The following is an 18,065-nucleotide window of genomic DNA, read 5'->3' as shown; positions in this document are numbered from 1 at the left end:
CCACCCAATCAACAGGGGGCCTGCCCTGCCGGAAGACGGACTGCTCTTTCGATCGGGTCAGAGGCGGGGGGCTGCTCCGGGGTCGCTGCCGAGCGCGAGGACCATGGCGATCTCCTCCTCGCCGTCCTCCTCGCTGACGACGCCCATGGGACGGCGGTAGTCGGTGGGCCGGAAGCCCATGCCGCTCGCGAAGGCCACGGCGCGGCCGTTCTCGGTGCCGACCCAGTAGACGAGGTGCGACTGCCCTCGGGCGGCCGCCAGGGAGGCGCCGTTCTTGACGAGGCGCGTCGCGACACCTGACCCGCGTGCCTCGGGGTGGACCCAGAGCCCGAAGAGCTCGCCTGCGTCGCCCTCGTCGGACTCGGCCTTGCCGACACTGACGACCCCGACGGCGCGGCCCGACCGCTCGGCGACGAGACGGGCGGAGCGCCGCATCCGCTCACGCCAGAGGTCCTCGTCGAAGGACTCCTCGTCGTCGACGGTCGCGACGAAGGCCTCAGGCGACTCACGCAGTGCTGCGAGCCGGACCGAACGGTAGTCCTGCCAGTCGTCCTCGCCGAGGGTGCGCACGCTGATGTCGGTCATGGGGTCAACCTTCGCATGCCGGGCCGTCCCGACGCACCCGCTGGAGCGCGGACGATCGGTGAACGTTCGGCGATCCGCACCCGCCCCACCGCGACGGCAGGCACCGCCCCACGTCGAATTCCCCTGTCATCAGGCGGATTACACCGATGTCAGAGGCTGCGGACCATCTCGATCTCGTGGAGCTCGTCCTTGCGCGGGTGCGGGTGCCTCGCACCCGTCGCGACGAAGCCGCAGCGCTCGTAGAGCGCCCTGGCGGCAGCGTTGCCACTCGTCACCTCGAGCACGATCTCCGACTTGCCCCGGCGCCGAGCCTCCTCGAGCACCGCGGCGACGAGTGCCTCGCCAACGCCGCGGCCACGCGCACGAGGCGTGACGTACATCCCGAAAAGCGTTGCCACGGTGGCGCGCTCGGGCTCCCAGTGCAGTCCGAGCCCGGCGCTGCCGAGCACGCCCTGCGCGTCTCGGGCCTGAACGAGCCACGCACCCTCGATGTGCTCACGCCAGTCGGCCTCGTCGTAGGCCGCCTCGTCGGCGTAGGTGAACCAGAAGGCGTCGGGAGCGTCGAGCAAACCCTCGAGACGCAGGTCGCGATAGGACTGCCAGTCGTCGGGATGCACCTCGTGGAGGTGCATCTTCGGACGCGACTCCCCCATCGGGCTCACCCCTGGCCGGAGGCGAGCTGCTTCGACCTGGCGGCGGCGGCCTCGATGGCGGTGACGAAGGCGGCGCGCACCTTGTGGTCGTCGAGCTGGCGCAGCGCGGCGACGGTCGTGCCGCCGGGCGAGCTCACCTGCTCGCGCAGCACGGTGGGGTGCTCTCCCGTCTCCTTGAGCATCGTGGCTGCGCCGTAGAGGGTCTGCACGACGAGCTCGGTCGACGTCGCGCGCGGCAGGCCGAGGACGACGCCGGCCTCGATCATCGCCTCGACGACGTAGAAGATGTAGGCGGGCCCGCTGCCGGAGATGGCCGTGACGGCATCGAGGTGCTTCTCGGCCAGTCGCACGACCTTGCCGCACGAGCTGAGCAGCGCCTCCGCCTCGGCGAGGTGCTCCTCCGTGCAGTGCCGGCCCGGCGAGATGCCGGCCATGCCCTGGTCGACGAGCGCAGGCGTGTTGGGCATGACCCGCACGACCGAGGTGCCCTCCGGCAGGCGCGACTCGAGCAGCTCGGTCGTGATCCCCGCGGCCAGCGAGACGACGGTGTTGCCCGGGGCGACGTGGTCACGCAGCTCGTCGAGCAGGCCCGTCATGTCCTGTGGCTTGACGCAGAGCACGAGGGTGTCGGCGAGCTCGGCCGCCTCGGCGTTGGACAGGGCGCGCACGCCGTAGCGTTCGGCGAGGGCGTTGACCTTGTCGGGGGTGCGTCCGGTGACGATGAGGTCGCCCGGCTCACGCCCGGAGCGGATGAGGCCGGAGACGAGGGTCTCGCCCATCACCCCGGCGCCGAAGATGGCGGTCGTCGACATCGTGGCCCCCGGTCAGCTCTTCGACGCCACGCCGCGCAGGAAGAACGCGACGTTGGCCGGCTTCTCCGCCATGCGGCGCATGAGGTAGCCGTACCACTCCTCGCCGTAGGGGATGTAGACGCGCATCTGGTCGCCGCGGTCGGCGATGCGCTTCTGCTCCTCGGGCCGGATGCCGTAGAGCATCTGGTACTCGAACGAGCGCGGGTCGCGCCCGGCCTGGCCCGCGAGCGCGCCGGCGATCTCGATGAGGCGCGGGTCGTGCGAGGCCACCATGGGGTAGCCCTTGCCCTGCATGAGGATCTTGAGGCAGCGCACGTAGGACTTGTCGACGTCCGCGCCGGACTGGAAGGCGACCGACTCGGGCTCCTTGTAGGCGCCCTTGCACAGGCGTACGCGCGACCCCTCGTAGGCGAGGTCACGGCAGTCGGCCTCGGTGCGGTAGAGGTAGGACTGGAGCACGGCCCCGACGGTCGGGAAGTCGGCCCGCAGCTCGCGCAGCGCGTCGAGCGTGAGGTCGGTCGTCGTGTGGTCCTCCATGTCGAGGGTCACCGTCGTGCCGGCCTCGCGGGCCACATCGCAGATCTCGCGGGCATGGTCGAGGGCGATCGTGTTGCCGTCACCCGGCAGCGCCTGGCCGAGGGCGCTCAGCTTGAGCGACACCTCCACCGCCCCGCCCTGCGTGAGCCCCTGGTCCTTGAGGGCGGTGAGCAGCGACACGTAGGCGTCGCGGGTGTGCTGTGCCTGCGCGAGGTCGGTCGTGTCCTCGCCGAGGTAGTCGATCGTCGACATGCGCCCCGAGGCGGAGATCTCGGTGGCCGCTCCGACGACGTCGGCCTTGTCGACGCCGGGCACGAAACGGCGCACCACCGAGCGCGACACCGGGGCCTTCTCGATGACGTCTCGGATCTTCTCCTGCTTGGACAGCTGCAGGAGAGAGTTGCGCAGCAGGTCGCTGGCGTCCACGGGTGGCCTCCGGTCGGGCTCGGGTGCGGGGTCCTCGCAAATCTACCGCTGAGACCCCCGTGCTCCGTCCCCTCCGTGCGGCAGACTCGGTGGCGACGACGACGAGCGGCAGGAGGGCGTGTGCACGAGGGACCACCGGACGGCATACCCCTGCTCGTGCCGTCGCTCGAGGACCTCGGCGACGCCCTGGGCGCGGCAGCGACGGTGCTGCGCGCCAACGCGGCAGCAGCGGGGCTGGACGCCGCCGTGCCGACCTGCCCCGGCTGGACGGTTCGTGACCTCGTGGCCCATCAGGGGATGGTGCACCGGTGGGCGGCGAGCCACCTGCGCGGCGCCCCGGACGCCGACCCCGAGGCCATTGCGCGCGACGGGCTGGCCTCGCCCGACCTGCTCGGCTGGTTCGACGAGGGCGCGACCGACCTCCTCCAGTCCGTCGTCGACGCGCCCGACGACCTCGACGCGCTGGTCTTCCTCAAGGACGCGCCGCCACCGCGGGTCTTCTGGACGCGCCGGCAGTGCCACGAGACGACGATCCATGCGGTCGACGCGCTCTCGGCCCGGCTGGGTCGCGCGCCGCGTGCCGACGAGACGTGGATCCGCCCGGCCATCGCGCTCGACGGCATCGACGAGCTGCTGACCGGCTTCGTCCCCCGCTCGCGCCAGGGAGTGCGGCACGAGCCGCTGCGAGTGCTCGTGGCACCGATGTCGACGACCCGCGCGTGGCTGCTCGACGTCGCCGCCGACCGCGCCCCCAGCGTGATGCGCCTCGAGCTCGAGGCCGGCGCCCACGTGCCCGCGCACGACGCCGTGCTGACCGGCGAGCCGGTCGAGGTGCTCCTGCGCCTGTGGAGCCGCGGCGGCGAGCCGCGCGACGAGCTCGAGCGCTGGTGGACCGACACCGTGTCGGTCACGTGGTAGTCCCGGGCCCCCCTGCTCGAGCCCAGACGCCGCGTCCGCCTCGACCGTCGTATAGAGCCGACATGATGGCCGATGAGGGGAAAAGGGCATTCTCCGGAAACGCCGTCAATGCGCTCCTCGACAAAAAGATCCACTGCCCGAAAACGCATTTCCAGCAAAAGAGTGCGAGCGAAGTCATACTCTCGATGTGACCGCGCGGGGGCAACGGCCCTCGGGGATCAACGGAGGAACGGCGACCGGTCGATCGCCCTGGGGGGCAGCGTAATTCGCCGCGTTCCTCCATATCGGCCCGACCCGTCGGACGGAATTGCGCGGTTTCCCTCTCTTTGCGCCACCGCACGACTCCAGCGACCGGGATGGTCGAGACAAACGATAGGAATGTCTGCATTCCCGCCTCGTTGGAGGAAAAGTGAAAAAGCCTCACAACGGCACGCGGGCGCGACTACCGCGAGCGGTGATCACCTTCTTCGCCACCCTCGCTGTCATCGCGTCGAGTGCCCTTGGAATCATGGTCACGGCGGCACCGGCCAACGCGGCCACCGCCGGTGACGGCATCAGCTACACCTTGGAGGGCTGCAAGAACGACGGCACGATCACGCTGCCGAACGGCGGCAAGTTCATCTGCCCCGACACCGCCTACACGACCGGTAACCTCGGCAAGGGGTGGAACGAGCTCGACCTCGTGCCCCTGCGCGTCACGGTCCAGGCGGGCAACTCCGCACCGGCCACGCAGAACTTCGCGTTCGCCGTGGCGGTCGACAACTGCGCCGACGGGAGTGGGGCGACGGGGTGCCCGACAGGCGTCCCGGGCTACGACGTCCTCTCGTCGGACTCCGGCGGAACCCCGGTGCTCAACACGACGCTGTCGTCCGCCGCCGGCTGCGGCACCCTGGCCTCGTCCTCACCCCAGTACGCCGCCCCGGGCCTGGGGGGCGTCGGCACGACGCTCTACCGCGTGCTCAGCGTCACGGGCCAGGCGAAGAACACGACCTGCGTCTACGACGCCTTCGCGCGCCTCGCGATCGGCTCGCACGCCTTCCCCGGCTCCTCGCTGCACTTCAACCTCGCCAACGACACTCTGGGCACGTCCGGCGTCGGCAGCAAGGAAGTCTCGATCCCGGTCAAGGAGATCACGCCGCAGTCCATCTCCAAGGACATGAGCGCCACGCAGAACAGCGACTTCGCCTGGGACGTCACCAAGAGCGCGACCCCGGCGACGATCACCTTCGCCAACACCTGCTCCGGAGCGGACACCTACAGCCAGGGTGTGGCGATCAAGGTCACGTGGACCAAGAAGGCGGTGACGCCGACCGGGCCGATCACCATCATCACGCATGTCTACGCGACGAACCCCGCAGCACGCGTCGTCACCGTCGACGTCACCGACAACATCCGCTCCGGCACGACCGTGCTGGACACGGTGACGTCCGGAGCGAAGGACGTCCCGGCGAACACGGCCAACTTCCTCGTGCTGACTCACACGACCACCGTCCCGTCGGGCACGACAAACCTCAACGACGTCGCGACCGCGACCTACACGGACAAGGCGACCGGACTGCCGGTGCCCGGGACCACCCAGGCCACGGCGAGCGCGACCGTCACGCCATCGGGCAGCTCGAGCAACAGCAGTGCCGTGATCAGTGACGTCGAGTCGCTGACCGGCACCGGACTGCAGTTCTCGGTCGACTCCACCAGTGGCGCCTCCGGCACCTACGGCAACGGCTACACCCTGGGCACGAAGACGGTCGGTCCGGTGACCTGGACGTCGGGCATCCAGTCCGACTCGGGCTCGGTGACCTTCAACAAGACGATCTACTCCCCGTCCGCGATCGTCACCACCGGCAAGCTGTCCGACACCGCGACCCTGACCGGCTCGGACGGGTTCACGACTCAGGCGAGCCTGGACGTCAACATCTCCACCAACGCCACGGGTAGCGCGACCGTCACGAAGACGGCCAGCCTCTCGATCGCCCAGCAGCTCGTGTTCACGTTCCACCTGCTCAAGGGCGGCGTGGACACGGGGAGCAGCACGACGGCGACCCTGCCCGCGAGCTCGAAGGGACCGGTGGGCTCGGGAACCCTGACCGGTCTCGACGTCACCGGCTCGTACGCCTTTGCCGAGGACGCGACCGCGCCCTACGGCGCCCAGACCACGGGTGCGAAGACCTTCAGCCTCGTGGCCGGCCAGAAGAGCACCTGTGCGCTGACCTTCCCGGTGACCAACTCAGCCCCGGCAGCCTCGGCCAGGGTCAAGAAGGACACGCTTCCGGTCAGCTCGGGAAACTGGACCTTCACGCTGACCGGACCCAACGGCCTCTCGGAGAAGCTCACCGACGTCGCTGCCGGCAGCGGCTACAACGCCTTCACGAGCTCTCTCGACGTCGATGGTGGCACCTACACCATCACCGAGACCCAGCAGGCCGGCTACGACCTGACGGGCCTCACCGGTGACGTCAATGGTGTCGCCGCCCGGGTCACGACCGACAAGACGGCGCGGACGTGCTCGTTCACGCTCGACCTGACGATCGACAGCGGCAAGATCCTCTCCTGCAACTTCGTCAACACCTTGCGCGGCAGGATCATCGTCACGAAGTACACCGATCCACCGGGTTCGATCCAGGAGTTCACCTTCACGAGCAGCTACGGGCCGAACTTCACGCTGACGGATGGCAAGAGCAACGACTCCGGCCTGCTCGTGCCGGGCACCTACTCCGTCGCGGAACTCACCCCCACCGGATGGGACCAGACCGGAGCCATCTGCGACGACGGCAGCAAGATCGACGCGATCAAGCTCGACCCCGGCGAGACGGTGCACTGCGACTTCACCAACACGCAGCGCGGCACGATCATCGTCAAGAAGATCACCGACCCGACGACGGCGACCGACACGTTCACCTTCACCGGTGACGCGGCCGGCCAGATCGGCAACGGCGGGTCCATCGTGGTGTCGGGCCTCAAGCCCGGCACCTACACGTCAACGGAGGCTGTGCCTGCGGGTTGGGACCTCACGGGCCTCGTCTGCGACGACAGCAACAGCACCGGCGATCTCGCGACGGCCAAGGCCACCTTCAAGCTCGACGCGGGCGAGACCGTGACCTGCACCTTCACCGACACCGAACGCGGGAAGATCATCGTCAAGAAGATCACCAACCCGACGACGGCGACCGACCAGTTCACCTTCACCGGTGACGCGGCCGGGCAGATCGGCAACGGCGGGTCCATCGTCGTCGGGAACCTCAAGCCCGGCACGTACTTCTCGACCGAGACCGTGCCTGCAGGTTGGGACCTCACGGGCCTGGTGTGCGACGACACCAACAGCAGCGGGGACCTGGGGACGGCAAAGGCGACGTTCAAGCTCGATCCGGGCGAGACCGTGACCTGCACCTTCACCAACACCCAACGCGGCACGATCATCGTCAAGAAGATCACCGACCCCGCGTCGGCGACCGACCAGTTCACCTTCACCGGTGACGCGGCCGGACAGATAGGCAACGGCGAGACGATCGTGGTGACGGGTCTGCAGCCCGGCACGTACTTCTCCACCGAGACCGTGCCTGCAGGTTGGGACCTCACGGGCCTGGTGTGCGACGACACCAACAGCAGCGGGGACCTGGGGACGGCAAAGGCGACGTTCAAGCTCGACCCGGGCGAGACCGTGACCTGCACCTTCACCAACACCCAACGCGGCACGATCATCGTCAAGAAGATCACCAACCCGACATCGGCGACCGACCAGTTCACCTTCACCGGTGACGCGGCCGGCAAGATCGGCAACGGCGAGACGATCACGAAGGGCAATCTCGTCCCAGGCACCTACTTCTCCACCGAGACCGTGCCTGCAGGTTGGGACCTCACGGGCCTGGTGTGCGACGACACCAACAGCAGCGGGGACCTGGGGACGGCAAAGGCGACGTTCAAGCTCGATCCGGGCGAGACCGTGACCTGCACCTTCACCAACACCCAACGCGGCACGATCATCGTCAAGAAGATCACCGACCCCGCGTCGGCGACCGACCAGTTCACCTTCACCGGTGACGCGGCCGGACAGATAGGCAACGGTGGGAACATCACGGTCGGCAACCTCAAGCCCGGCACATACTTCTCGACCGAGACGGAGCCAGCCGGCTGGAACCTGACAAAGCTCACCTGCGACGACACCAACAGCAGCGGGGACCTGGCGACCGACAAGGCCACCTTCAAGCTCGACCCGGGCGAGACCGTGACCTGCACCTTCACCAACACCCAACGCGGCACGATCGTCGTCAAGAAGATCACCAACCCGACGTCGGCGACCGACAAGTTCACCTTCACCGGTGACGCGGCCGGCCAGATCGGCAACGGCGGGTCCATCGTGGTCTCGGGCCTCCTGCCCGGCACCTACACGTCCACCGAGACCGTGCCTGCGGGTTGGGACCTCACGGGCCTCGTCTGCGACGACACCAACAGCACTGCAGACCTGGCGACGGCCAAGGCCACCTTCAAGCTCGACCCGGGCGAGACCGTGACCTGCACCTTCACCAACACCCAACGCGGCACGATCATCGTCAAGAAGATCACCGACCCCACGTCGGCGACCGACCAGTTCACCTTCACCGGTGACGCGGCCGGCCAGATCGGCAACGGCGAGACGATCACGAAGGGCGACCTCGCTCCCGGCACGTACTCCTCCACGGAGACCGTGCCGACCGGCTGGGATCTGCAGAGCATCACCTGCAACGACGGAAGCAGCGCGACGGTGAGCTCCGGCAGCGTCGCAACCGCCAAGGCGACGTTCAAGCTCGACCCGGGCGAGACCGTCACGTGCACCTTCACGAACAAGGAGCGCGGCAAGATCATCGTCAAGAAGATCACCCAGCCCTCCGGCTCCACGCAGAAGTTCGAGTTCGACCCGAGCTACTCGGTCACGAACTTCTTCCTGACCGACGGGCAGAGCAACGACTCGGGCTACCTCGTCGCCGGCACGTACGGCGTCGCCGAGGTCAACATCCCTGCTCTGTGGGATCTCATCGGCAAGTCGTGTGACGACGGGAGCGCGGTCGGCTCGATCTCGCTCCAGCCGGGCGAGACGGTGACCTGCACCTTCACCAACCGGCTCAGAGGGTCGGCCAAGGTGATCAAGACGGTGGCGAACGCCGACGGCTCGAACCCGCAGCCGCCGACAGGCTCCGAGTCGTTCACCTTCACGCTGCGGCAGGGCGCGACGAACATCATCGGCAACCCCGGCACCATCCTGGAGACGCAGGTCGCCAACGCCGCGAACCTCGGTCAGTTCACCTTCGCCACATCGCTCACTCCTGGTAACCACTACCAGGTCTGCGAGAACCTCGTGGACGCCGGCTGGCTGATCAACCTCGGACCCGGGCAGTTCGTGCCGGAGCAGTTCCTGACCGACGGGGTCACCCTCAACCCGGGCGTGATCAACAACGTCTACTGCCTGGACTTCGTCGCCCAGGTGGGTCCTGACCCGACCGCCTTCCAGGTGCTCAACAAGCGACCGCCGGGTGGCTTCGGTCTCACCATCGGCTACTGGAAGAACTGGGCCTCGTGCACGAAGTCCGCTCTGAAGCAGAAGAACTCGTTGGACATCACCCTGTTCAAGTTCGGAGCGACAGGGCTCGTGGTCTCGGCGACGAGTGGCACATGGCCGGGCTACGGGGCGACCACGTACCTGGCGCTCAAGACGGGATCCGGCACGCAGATGCAGGCACAGGACTGCGGCAAGGCCGTCAACCTGCTGAACAAGACGACGATCGACGGCAAGAAGAAGATGGCCAGCGATCCGGCCTTCAACCTCGCCGCCCAACTCGTCGCCGCCGAGCTCAACTACAAGGCGGGTTCAGCGATGACGGTGACCGGCTCGATCAACCAGGCGGTGCTGCTGCTCGGGAAGTACAAGTTCGACGGGCTGACGCACACGACGATCAGCGCGTCGGATGCGGCGACCATGAACAGCCTCGCCACCACGCTCGACAAGTTCAACAACAACCTGATCTGACGGCTCCGGCCTGACGTCAGACGGACGGGGACCGGTTCGCCGGTCCCCGTTCCGCTGCCCGCCTACCTGCGGCAGACTCCGGAGAACGCGTCGCGCGGCGGGCGCGCGAACGTGACGAGCTGGAGGAGCAGGTATGCCGTCTGTCGGGTTCGGCCGTAGCGTCCAGTCCGCGATCTATGGAGCGGGCGCCTTCGGGCACCGCCCACGGGTCCCCACCGACAGCTCGACCCTCGAAGCCGAAGCGCGAAAAGTCATGTCGCGCAGGGGTTTTGCCTACGTCGCCGGCTCCGCCGGGTCGGAGGCGACGGCGCGGGCCAACGTCTCGGCCTTCGACCGGTGGCAGGTCGTGCCGCGCATGCTCGTCGACACGACCTCGCGTGACACCGGCGTCGAGATCTTCGGCCGCGGGCACGAGAGCCCTCTGCTCGTCGCGCCGATCGGCGTGCTGTCGATGGCGCACGACGAGGCCGACCGGGCGGTGGCCGCCGGGGCGCGCGACCAGCACGTCACCCAGATCATCAGCACCCAGGCCTCGGTCCCGATGGAGGAGATCGCGCGCACCCTCCGCGGCTCCGGCCACTGGTACCAGCTGTACTGGAGCAGCGACGACGACCTCGTCGCCAGCCTGGTGGCGCGCGCGGAGGCGTGCGGGAGCGAGGCGATCGTCGTCACGCTCGACACGGCATACCTCGGCTGGCGACCACGCGACCTCGACCTCGGGCACCTGCCCTTCGCCCGCGGCGAGGGGATCGCCCAGTACACGTCCGACCCCGTCTTCCAGCGGCGCGTCGCCGAGCGGGTGGCCCGGGAGGCCGCCGCGCAGGGGGCGGAGCCGGAGCGGGCGGCGGGATCGCCGCCGGCTCGCCCGCGGCCCACCCCGGCGGCGATCGGCACGCTCCTGTCGATGAGCCGCAACCACCCCGGCCGCACGCGCGACAACCTCATCGCCAAGGAGCCTCGGGCTGCGGTCGAGACCTTCCTCGAGGTCTTCAGCCGGCCGTCGCTGACGTGGGCCGACGTGCCGCGGCTGCGCGAGCTGACGAGCCTCCCCATCGTGCTCAAGGGGATCCTCCACCCCGACGACGCCCGCAGGGCCCTCGACGTCGGGGTCGACGGCATCTACGTCTCGAACCACGGCGGGCGGCAGGTCGACCGGTCGGTGGCGGCGCTCGACGCCCTCCCCGGCGTCGTGGCAGCAGTGCGTGACGCCGGCTCGTCTGCCCCCGTCATCTTCGACAGCGGAATCCGTTGCGGCGCAGACGTCTTCGTCGCCCTCGCGCTGGGTGCGACTGCGGTCGGCGTCGGTAGGCCGCACGTCTACGGCCTCGCCCTCGCGGGTGCCGACGGCGTGGCCGAGGTGCTGCGCAACCTGCGGGCCGAGCTCGACCTCCAGATGGGCCTGACCGGCGCCACCTCCGTTGCCGACATCACCTCCGACCGGCTGCGTGAGGCGTTCGCGCCGACGCCGGGGTGATCCCGGCCACTCGACTCGTGAAACGGCTCGACGCCCTCGTCGGCGGTGACGGAGGATCGAGACATGCCCGCCCTCGACCACCTGAGCAAGGACGCGTACCCCAAGTCCGCCACCTACGACGCGCGGTGGCTCGTCGACCTCGACATGGGTCCGCACCCGCTGTGGCTGCTCGAGGACCTCGCGACCGACCTCGACCTGCGCCCGGGTATGCGGGTGCTCGACCTCGGCTCGGGCCTCGGCGCGACGTCGGTCTTCCTCGCCAAGGAGTACGGCGTCACCGTCGTGGCCGCCGACCTCTGGGTCGACCCGACCGAGGCGGCAGCGGTCTTCCGCAAGGAGGGTGTCGCCGACCGTGTCCTGCCGATGCGGGTCGACGCAGGTGCCCTGCCCTTCGGTCACGGCACCTTCGACGCGATCGTCAGCATCGACGCGTGGGAGTACTTCGGCACGGCCGACAGCTACCCGCCCTACCTCGCGAAGTTCCTCGTGCCCGGTGGGCAGCTCGGGGTCGCGACACCCGCGCTGACGGCCGAGGTGCGCGAGCTCGGCGAGATCCCCGAGCACATCGACCGGGTCGTCGGCGCCGAGAGCGCCGCGTGGCACACGTCCGAGTGGCTGCGCAGCCAGTGGGAGTTCAGCCGCGCCTTCACGTCGGTGACGGCCCGCACCCAGCAGGACGGGTGCGCCAACTGGCTGCTGTGGGAGCGCGCCGTGCTGGAGCTGAAGGGTGAGCACAGCTCGCCCGTCCAGGGCATGCTCGAGGCCGACGACGGCGCCTTCATCACCTTCGCCCTCGTCACGGGCACGGTCGCCTAGGTCGCCGTTCGCGCCCCCTCCGCCGCCTGCCCTTCCCCGTCGCGGCTTTCCTCCCGGAGACCTGCTCGAAACGCCGCCGCAACAGTGCGAGCGGACACTGGAGGGGTACGACACGCATACCGGCGGGGCCAGCGCGCCTCCGGCGTCTGTCCGCTCACGGCGAACAGACGGCAAACCTGAGCCGGTGACGCTCAGGATGGGGAACAGGAGGGACACCACCGGCGTTGGTCGGGGTGTGCTCGTCCACAGCGGGCACGGATAGCATCGAGATGTCTCTCGATCAGTCAGGAGAAGAACATGTTCGAACGGTTCACCGACAGGGCCCGAAGGGTGGTTGTCCTCGCGCAGGAGGAAGCTCGCCTGCTCAACCACAACTACATCGGGACCGAGCACATCCTCCTGGGTCTGATCCACGAAGGCGAAGGCGTCGCCGCGAAGGCCCTCGAATCGCTCGACATCTCGCTCGAAGCGGTCCGGGCCCAGGTCCAGGAGATCATCGGCCAGGGGCAGCAGGCCCCGACCGGCCACATCCCCTTCACGCCCCGCGCGAAGAAGGTTCTCGAGTACTCGCTCCGCGAGGCGCTCCAGCTCGGCCACAGCTACATCGGCACCGAGCACATCCTGCTCGGCCTGATCCGCGAGGGTGAGGGCGTCGCCGCCCAGGTCCTCGTCAAGCTCGGCGCGGAGCTCAACAAGGTGCGTCAGCAGGTCATCCAGCTGCTCTCCGGCTACCAGGGTGGCCAGAGCGGCGACAAGGCCGGAGCCGGCGTCGGCCCCGGTCAGGCCGAGGGCACCCCCGCGGGTTCGCTCGTGCTCGACCAGTTCGGTCGCAACCTCACGCAGGCTGCCCGCGAGGGCAAGCTCGACCCGGTCATCGGACGTGAGAAAGAGATCGAGCGGGTCATGCAGGTGCTCTCCCGCCGCACGAAGAACAACCCCGTCCTCATCGGCGAGCCCGGCGTCGGCAAGACCGCCGTCGTCGAGGGACTCGCCCAGGACATCGTCAAGGGCGAGGTGCCCGAGACGCTCAAGGACAAGCAGCTCTACACCCTCGACCTCGGCTCGCTCGTGGCCGGCAGCCGCTACCGCGGTGACTTCGAGGAGCGCCTGAAGAAGGTCCTCAAGGAGATCCGCACCCGCGGCGACATCATCATCTTCATCGACGAGATCCACACCCTCGTCGGTGCGGGTGCCGCCGAGGGCGCCATCGACGCCGCGTCGATCCTCAAGCCGATGCTCGCCCGCGGTGAGCTGCAGACGATCGGTGCGACGACGCTCGACGAGTACCGCAAGCACATCGAGAAGGACTCGGCCCTCGAGCGGCGCTTCCAGCCAATCCAGGTGCAGGAGCCGACGCTGCCGCACGCCATCGAGATCCTCAAGGGTCTGCGTGACCGCTACGAGGCCCACCACCGCGTGACGATCACCGACGGTGCGCTCGTCGCGGCGGCCAACATGGCCGACCGCTACGTCAACGACCGCTTCCTGCCCGACAAGGCGATCGACCTCATCGACGAGGCGGGCGCGCGACTGCGCATCCGCCGCATGACGGCTCCGCCGGACCTGCGCGAGTTCGACGAGAAGATCGCCGCGCTCGTGCGCGAGAAGGAGTCGGCCATCGACGGCCAGGACTTCGAGCGCGCGGCCCGCGTCCGCGACGACGAGAAGCGCCTGCGCCAGGAGAAGGCCGCCCGTGAGGCCCAGTGGAAGTCGGGCGACATGGACGTCGTGGCCGAGGTCGACGAGGAGCTCATCGCCGAGGTCCTGGCTGCGAGCACCGGCATCCCGGTGTTCAAGCTGACCGAGGAGGAGTCCAGCCGGCTGCTCCACATGGAGGACGAGCTGCACAAGCGCATCGTCGGCATGGACGACGCCGTCAAGGCGCTGTCGCAGGCGATCCGCCGCACCCGTGCAGGCCTCAAGGACCCGCGCCGCCCCGGTGGCTCGTTCATCTTCGCCGGCCCCACCGGTGTCGGTAAGACCGAGCTCGCCAAGACGCTCGCCGAGTTCCTCTTCGGCAGCGAGGACGCGCTGATCCAGCTCGACATGTCCGAGTACTCCGAGAAGCACACGGTGAGCCGCCTCTTCGGCTCGCCCCCCGGCTACGTCGGCTACGAGGAGGGCGGCCAGCTCACCGAGAAGGTGCGCCGCAAGCCGTTCTCCGTCGTGCTCTTCGACGAGGTCGAGAAGGCTCACCCGGAGATCTTCAACTCGCTGCTGCAGGTGCTCGAGGACGGCCGCCTCACCGACTCGCAGGGTCGGATGGTCGACTTCAAGAACACCGTCATCATCATGACGACGAACCTCGGCACGAGGGACATCTCCAAGGCCAACATGGGCTTCTCGGCCGGACCCGACAGCCGCTCGGACTACGAGCGGATGAAGGCGAAGGTCACCGACGAGCTCAAGCAGCACTTCCGGCCCGAGTTCCTCAACCGCGTCGACGACACCATCGTGTTCCCGCACCTCAACCGTGAGGAGATCACGCAGATCGTCGACCTCGAGATCGCCAAGCTCGACAAGCGGCTCAAGGACAAGGACATGGGCATCGAGCTCACGCAGGCTGCCAAGGACCTGCTCGCCAAGAAGGGCTACGACCCCGTGCTCGGTGCGCGACCGCTGCGTCGCACCATCCAGCGCGAGATCGAGGACGCCCTGTCCGAGAAGATTCTCTACGCCGAGTTCCTCTCGGGTCAGTACATCCGGGTCGGCACCGAGGGCGAGGGCAAGGAGGAGAAGTTCACCTTCTCCGACATGGCCCACCCCGACGCCGCGCACCGTCCGGCTGACGACCTGCCGGAGCTCCCGGACGGCCCGGCGCTCGACGACGCGCTCGGGGTCAACGTCACGGCCGGTCCCTCGACCGTCCCCGACGACCAGGTGTTCCCCGACTCCGGCCTGACCGGCACGGAGCGCTGACCGCTCGCACGACCGCACCACCGGAGGGGCCTGGGACATCGTCCCCGGCCCCTCCGCCGTTCCCCACTGTCGTCTACCGTGGGCCCGTGATCCCACCGTCCCGCCCGTCCCGACTGGCACGCCGGCAGCGCCGCACGCCGGTCGCGGCCGTCGTCGCGACGCTCGTTATCGTGACAACGCTGGGCGCCTGCACGGGTGAGGGCTCCGACGCCCCCGCGGGGACGTCGGGGTCTTCGGGCGCTGCCGCCCCTGGCGCCGGGGGCGGCTCGTCCGCAGGGGTCACCGTGACCGGTGCACCGGCCGCTCTCGGCGCCCTCGTCACGCGGCTGTATGCCGGGAGCGACCTCGGCGGATCAGCCTCGCGCAGCGCTGCTGCCGCCCTCAAGACCCGTACGGCCGGCCCGGCGACCGTGACCGCCAAGGCGTCGATGGGCTCGTGGAAGGGCACGCCCGTCGCCGTCGTCACGGCCGGTGACGACGTCACCCTCGCGGTCGGCCCCTCGTGGCGGGTCGTCGGTGGCTGGTGGCCGTCCCTCGGCATCGCCCAGCCCAGCCTCGGCCCGGCCGGCCCCAGATGGGTCCTCGCGATCGGCTCTGACGCCCGCAAGGGCGAGCCCCTCGAGCGCACCCGCGCCGACGTGCTCCAGGTCGTCGGCGTCGACGGGCGCGGTGGGGGCGGGGTCATGGGCCTGGCCCGCGACCTCTGGGTGCCGCTCAGCACCGGCGGCAAGGGCAAGATCAACGCGGCCATGGTCTTCGGCGGGCCGCAGGCGCAGGTCGCGACCGTCAAGGAGGTGACTGGCCTCCCGATCGAGGGCTACGTCGTGCTCGGCTTCTCGGGCTTCAAGAAGATCGTCGACGACCAGGGCGGCCTGCCGATCGTCATCCCCCGCACCGTCGTCGCGTCCCACGCCAAGAACCTCGTCATCAAGGCGGGGCCGCAGACCCTCTCCGGCGCCGAGGCCCTCGCCTACGCACGCGAGCGCAAGACCCTGCCCGACGGCGACTTCGGCCGGTCGCGGCACCAAGGTGAGGTCATCCTCGCCGCCGCGGTCAAGGCCAAGCTGGCCGGACCCGCCGCGATCCCCAGCGCACTCGCGAGCTTCAGCGAGGTGGGGCGGAGCAACCTGTCGGCCGAGCAGATCCTCACCTTCACCGCCGGACTGCACACCCTGAGCCCGTTGCAGGTCGGTCGCGGGGTCGCCAAGGGCTCCTTCGGCACCGCCGCGGGCCAGTCGATCGTCGTGCTCGGCGCGCAGGCGCGAGCGCTCTTCGCATCCTTCCGAGACGGGAACCTCCCATGACCGACGCCGCCGCCGACGCCGTTGATGCCGCCACCCCCGACGCCTCCGGCGACCGGGCCGAGCTGCGACGGCGCACGGTCATCCGGCGGGCGCGCACGGCCGACGTGCGCGGCATACGGGACCTCGTGGCGCCCCTCGCGGCGCGGCGGGTGCTCGTCAGCAAGGAGGCGGTAACCTACTTCGAGAGCCTCCAGGAGTTCCGGGTGGCGGAGCTCGACGGCCGCATCGTCGGCTGCGGGGCGCTGCACGTCATGTGGGAGGACCTCGCCGAGATCCGCACCCTCGCTGTCGCCGACGACATGCTCGGCACGGGGCTCGGTGGCCGGCTGCTCGAGGAGCTCGTCGACGACGCCCGCCAGATCGGGGTCGAGCGGCTCTTCTGCCTCACCTTCGAGGTCGGCTTCTTCGCCCGCCACGGCTTCACCGAGATCGAGGGCCAGGCGGTGTCGGCGGAGGTCTACGCCGAGCTGCTCCGCTCCTACGACGAGGGCATCGCGGAGTTCCTCGACCTCGAGCGGGTCAAGCCCAACACCCTCGGCAACCACCGGATGCTGCGCACCCTCTGACCCAGGCGGACGCACACCCTCGGGTCAGCCGCACACCGTCATTCCAGCCGCACACCTTCGAGTCAGCCGCTCGCCGTATGCCGTGTGCCGCGGTCTCCGGGGCGTGCGTGCCGGGTGGCTAGCCGGGTTGGTCACCGGGTTGGTCACCGAGTTGGTCACCGAGGCGATCGGCGAGGTGGGCGAGAAGCGCGTCGACCGCCGGCGCGCGGTCGCCCGGTCGGGCGATGACGCTGAGGTCCCAGACGGGCCGGTGGGCGAGCGGCACGACCGCCACGCCCGCGGCCCCGAGGGCCGTCTGCTCGGGCACGAGCGCGATGCCGAGACCGGCCGCGACATAGGCCGGCACCGTTGACAGGTCAGGCACCTCGATCGTCACCCGGCGGCGCAGCCCAGCCTCGCGCAACCAGTCGTCCACGGCCTTGCGAGTACCGAAGCCGACAGGCATCTCGATGAAGTCCTCGTCGAGGAGCTGCTGGACCCGAACCGCCGTGGAGCGCGCGAGAGAATGCCCGGGTGGCAGCACCGCGACGAAGGGCTGGCGGCGCAGCAGCCGGGCGTGCACGCCGACGAGGTCGCCGAGGGCCAGCCCGCAGAAGGCGACATCGACCCGCGAGCGCCGCACGTCGTCGACGAGGCCGGTGGATCCGCGGGGCGAGGTGCGCATCGACAGGTCGACGGCCGGGTGCTCGCGATGGAAGTCGCCGAGGACTTCCGGCAGACCGAGCGACTCGAGGTTGGTCAGCATGCCGATCCGGATCGTGCCGTGCACCCGGCCGCCGGCACGCGCCCCCAGGTGGCGCATCTGCGCGACAGCCTCGACGGCGGCGCGCGCCTGCGGCAGCAGGGCCCGGCCCGCCGGTGAGAGGGCGACGTGCCTCGTCGACCGGACGAAGAGGGGCGCGCCGACCTCGCGCTCGAGGGAGCTGATACCCGCCGAGACGGTCGACTGCACCGCCTGCACCCGCGTGGCCGCGCGGGTGAAGCTCAGCTCCTCGGCCACAGCGACGAAGAACTCGAGGTGCCTGGTGTCCATGTCCCCATGATTCACCATTAAAATCGA

The 18,065-nt window shown here is 69.4% G+C and carries 13 protein-coding genes; 8 read left to right on the top strand and 5 right to left on the bottom strand.

Annotation, left to right across the window (positions count from 1 at the left end):
* Positions 1-57: 57 nt before the first annotated feature.
* The 4 genes from FHX52_RS22950 to FHX52_RS22935 form a co-directional block, all read right to left on the bottom strand.
* Positions 58-585, bottom strand: a complete 528-nt coding sequence (locus FHX52_RS22950) for a GNAT family N-acetyltransferase (protein ID WP_141824627.1) — start codon at positions 583-585, stop codon at positions 58-60.
* 149 nt (positions 586-734) lie between these two features.
* Complete coding sequence (locus FHX52_RS22945; RefSeq protein ID WP_246070348.1) at positions 735-1,238, bottom strand: GNAT family N-acetyltransferase; 504 nt, start codon at positions 1,236-1,238, stop codon at positions 735-737.
* A 5-nt stretch (positions 1,239-1,243) separates the two neighbouring features.
* A complete protein-coding gene (gene proC / locus FHX52_RS22940; protein WP_141824626.1) occupies positions 1,244-2,050 on the bottom strand; it encodes a pyrroline-5-carboxylate reductase in 807 nt (268 codons plus the stop codon).
* Positions 2,051-2,062: 12 nt separating this feature from the next.
* The gene (locus FHX52_RS22935; RefSeq protein ID WP_141824625.1) at positions 2,063-3,013 is read right to left on the bottom strand and encodes a proline dehydrogenase family protein; all 951 of its coding nucleotides are present in this window, start codon (positions 3,011-3,013) and stop codon (positions 2,063-2,065) included.
* Between the two features lie 120 nt (positions 3,014-3,133).
* Here FHX52_RS22935 and FHX52_RS22930 point away from each other — a divergent pair, with 120 nt between their 5' ends.
* The 8 genes from FHX52_RS22930 to FHX52_RS22900 all read left to right on the top strand — a co-directional run bounded on the left by FHX52_RS22930 (position 3,134) and on the right by FHX52_RS22900 (position 17,005).
* Entirely contained in the window at positions 3,134-3,931 is a 798-nt protein-coding gene (locus FHX52_RS22930; RefSeq protein WP_246070347.1) for a maleylpyruvate isomerase family mycothiol-dependent enzyme, read from the top strand.
* 62 nt (positions 3,932-3,993) lie between these two features.
* Entirely contained in the window at positions 3,994-4,122 is a 129-nt protein-coding gene (locus tag FHX52_RS24625) for a hypothetical protein (protein WP_281288050.1), read from the top strand.
* Between the two features lie 218 nt (positions 4,123-4,340).
* A complete protein-coding gene (locus tag FHX52_RS22925) occupies positions 4,341-9,926 on the top strand; it encodes a beta strand repeat-containing protein (RefSeq protein ID WP_141824624.1) in 5,586 nt (1,861 codons plus the stop codon).
* A 133-nt stretch (positions 9,927-10,059) separates the two neighbouring features.
* Complete coding sequence (locus tag FHX52_RS22920) at positions 10,060-11,400, top strand: alpha-hydroxy-acid oxidizing protein (protein WP_141824623.1); 1,341 nt, start codon at positions 10,060-10,062, stop codon at positions 11,398-11,400.
* A 63-nt stretch (positions 11,401-11,463) separates the two neighbouring features.
* On the top strand, positions 11,464-12,216 hold the full coding sequence (locus FHX52_RS22915; RefSeq protein WP_141824622.1) for an SAM-dependent methyltransferase: 753 nt from the start codon (positions 11,464-11,466) through the stop codon (positions 12,214-12,216).
* Between the two features lie 297 nt (positions 12,217-12,513).
* On the top strand, positions 12,514-15,135 hold the full coding sequence (locus tag FHX52_RS22910; protein ID WP_141824621.1) for an ATP-dependent Clp protease ATP-binding subunit: 2,622 nt from the start codon (positions 12,514-12,516) through the stop codon (positions 15,133-15,135).
* Between the two features lie 86 nt (positions 15,136-15,221).
* The gene (locus FHX52_RS22905; RefSeq protein WP_141824620.1) at positions 15,222-16,439 is read left to right on the top strand and encodes an LCP family protein; all 1,218 of its coding nucleotides are present in this window, start codon (positions 15,222-15,224) and stop codon (positions 16,437-16,439) included.
* Positions 16,436-17,005: an amino-acid N-acetyltransferase gene (locus FHX52_RS22900; RefSeq protein WP_141824619.1), complete on the top strand. Its 570-nt coding sequence runs from the start codon at positions 16,436-16,438 to the stop codon at positions 17,003-17,005. Before FHX52_RS22905 ends, FHX52_RS22900 begins: the two co-directional genes overlap by 4 nt.
* 118 nt (positions 17,006-17,123) lie before the next feature.
* Here FHX52_RS22900 and FHX52_RS22895 read toward each other — a convergent pair whose 3' ends face one another.
* Complete coding sequence (locus FHX52_RS22895; RefSeq protein WP_141824618.1) at positions 17,124-18,038, bottom strand: LysR family transcriptional regulator; 915 nt, start codon at positions 18,036-18,038, stop codon at positions 17,124-17,126.
* Positions 18,039-18,065 lie beyond the last annotated feature (27 nt).

This window comes from Humibacillus xanthopallidus (assembly GCF_006717145.1).
Classification (GTDB): Bacteria; Actinomycetota; Actinomycetes; order Actinomycetales; family Dermatophilaceae; genus Humibacillus; species Humibacillus xanthopallidus.
The sequence above is the reverse complement of the archived record's forward strand: the minus strand, read 5'-3'. Positions and strand labels throughout refer to the sequence as shown.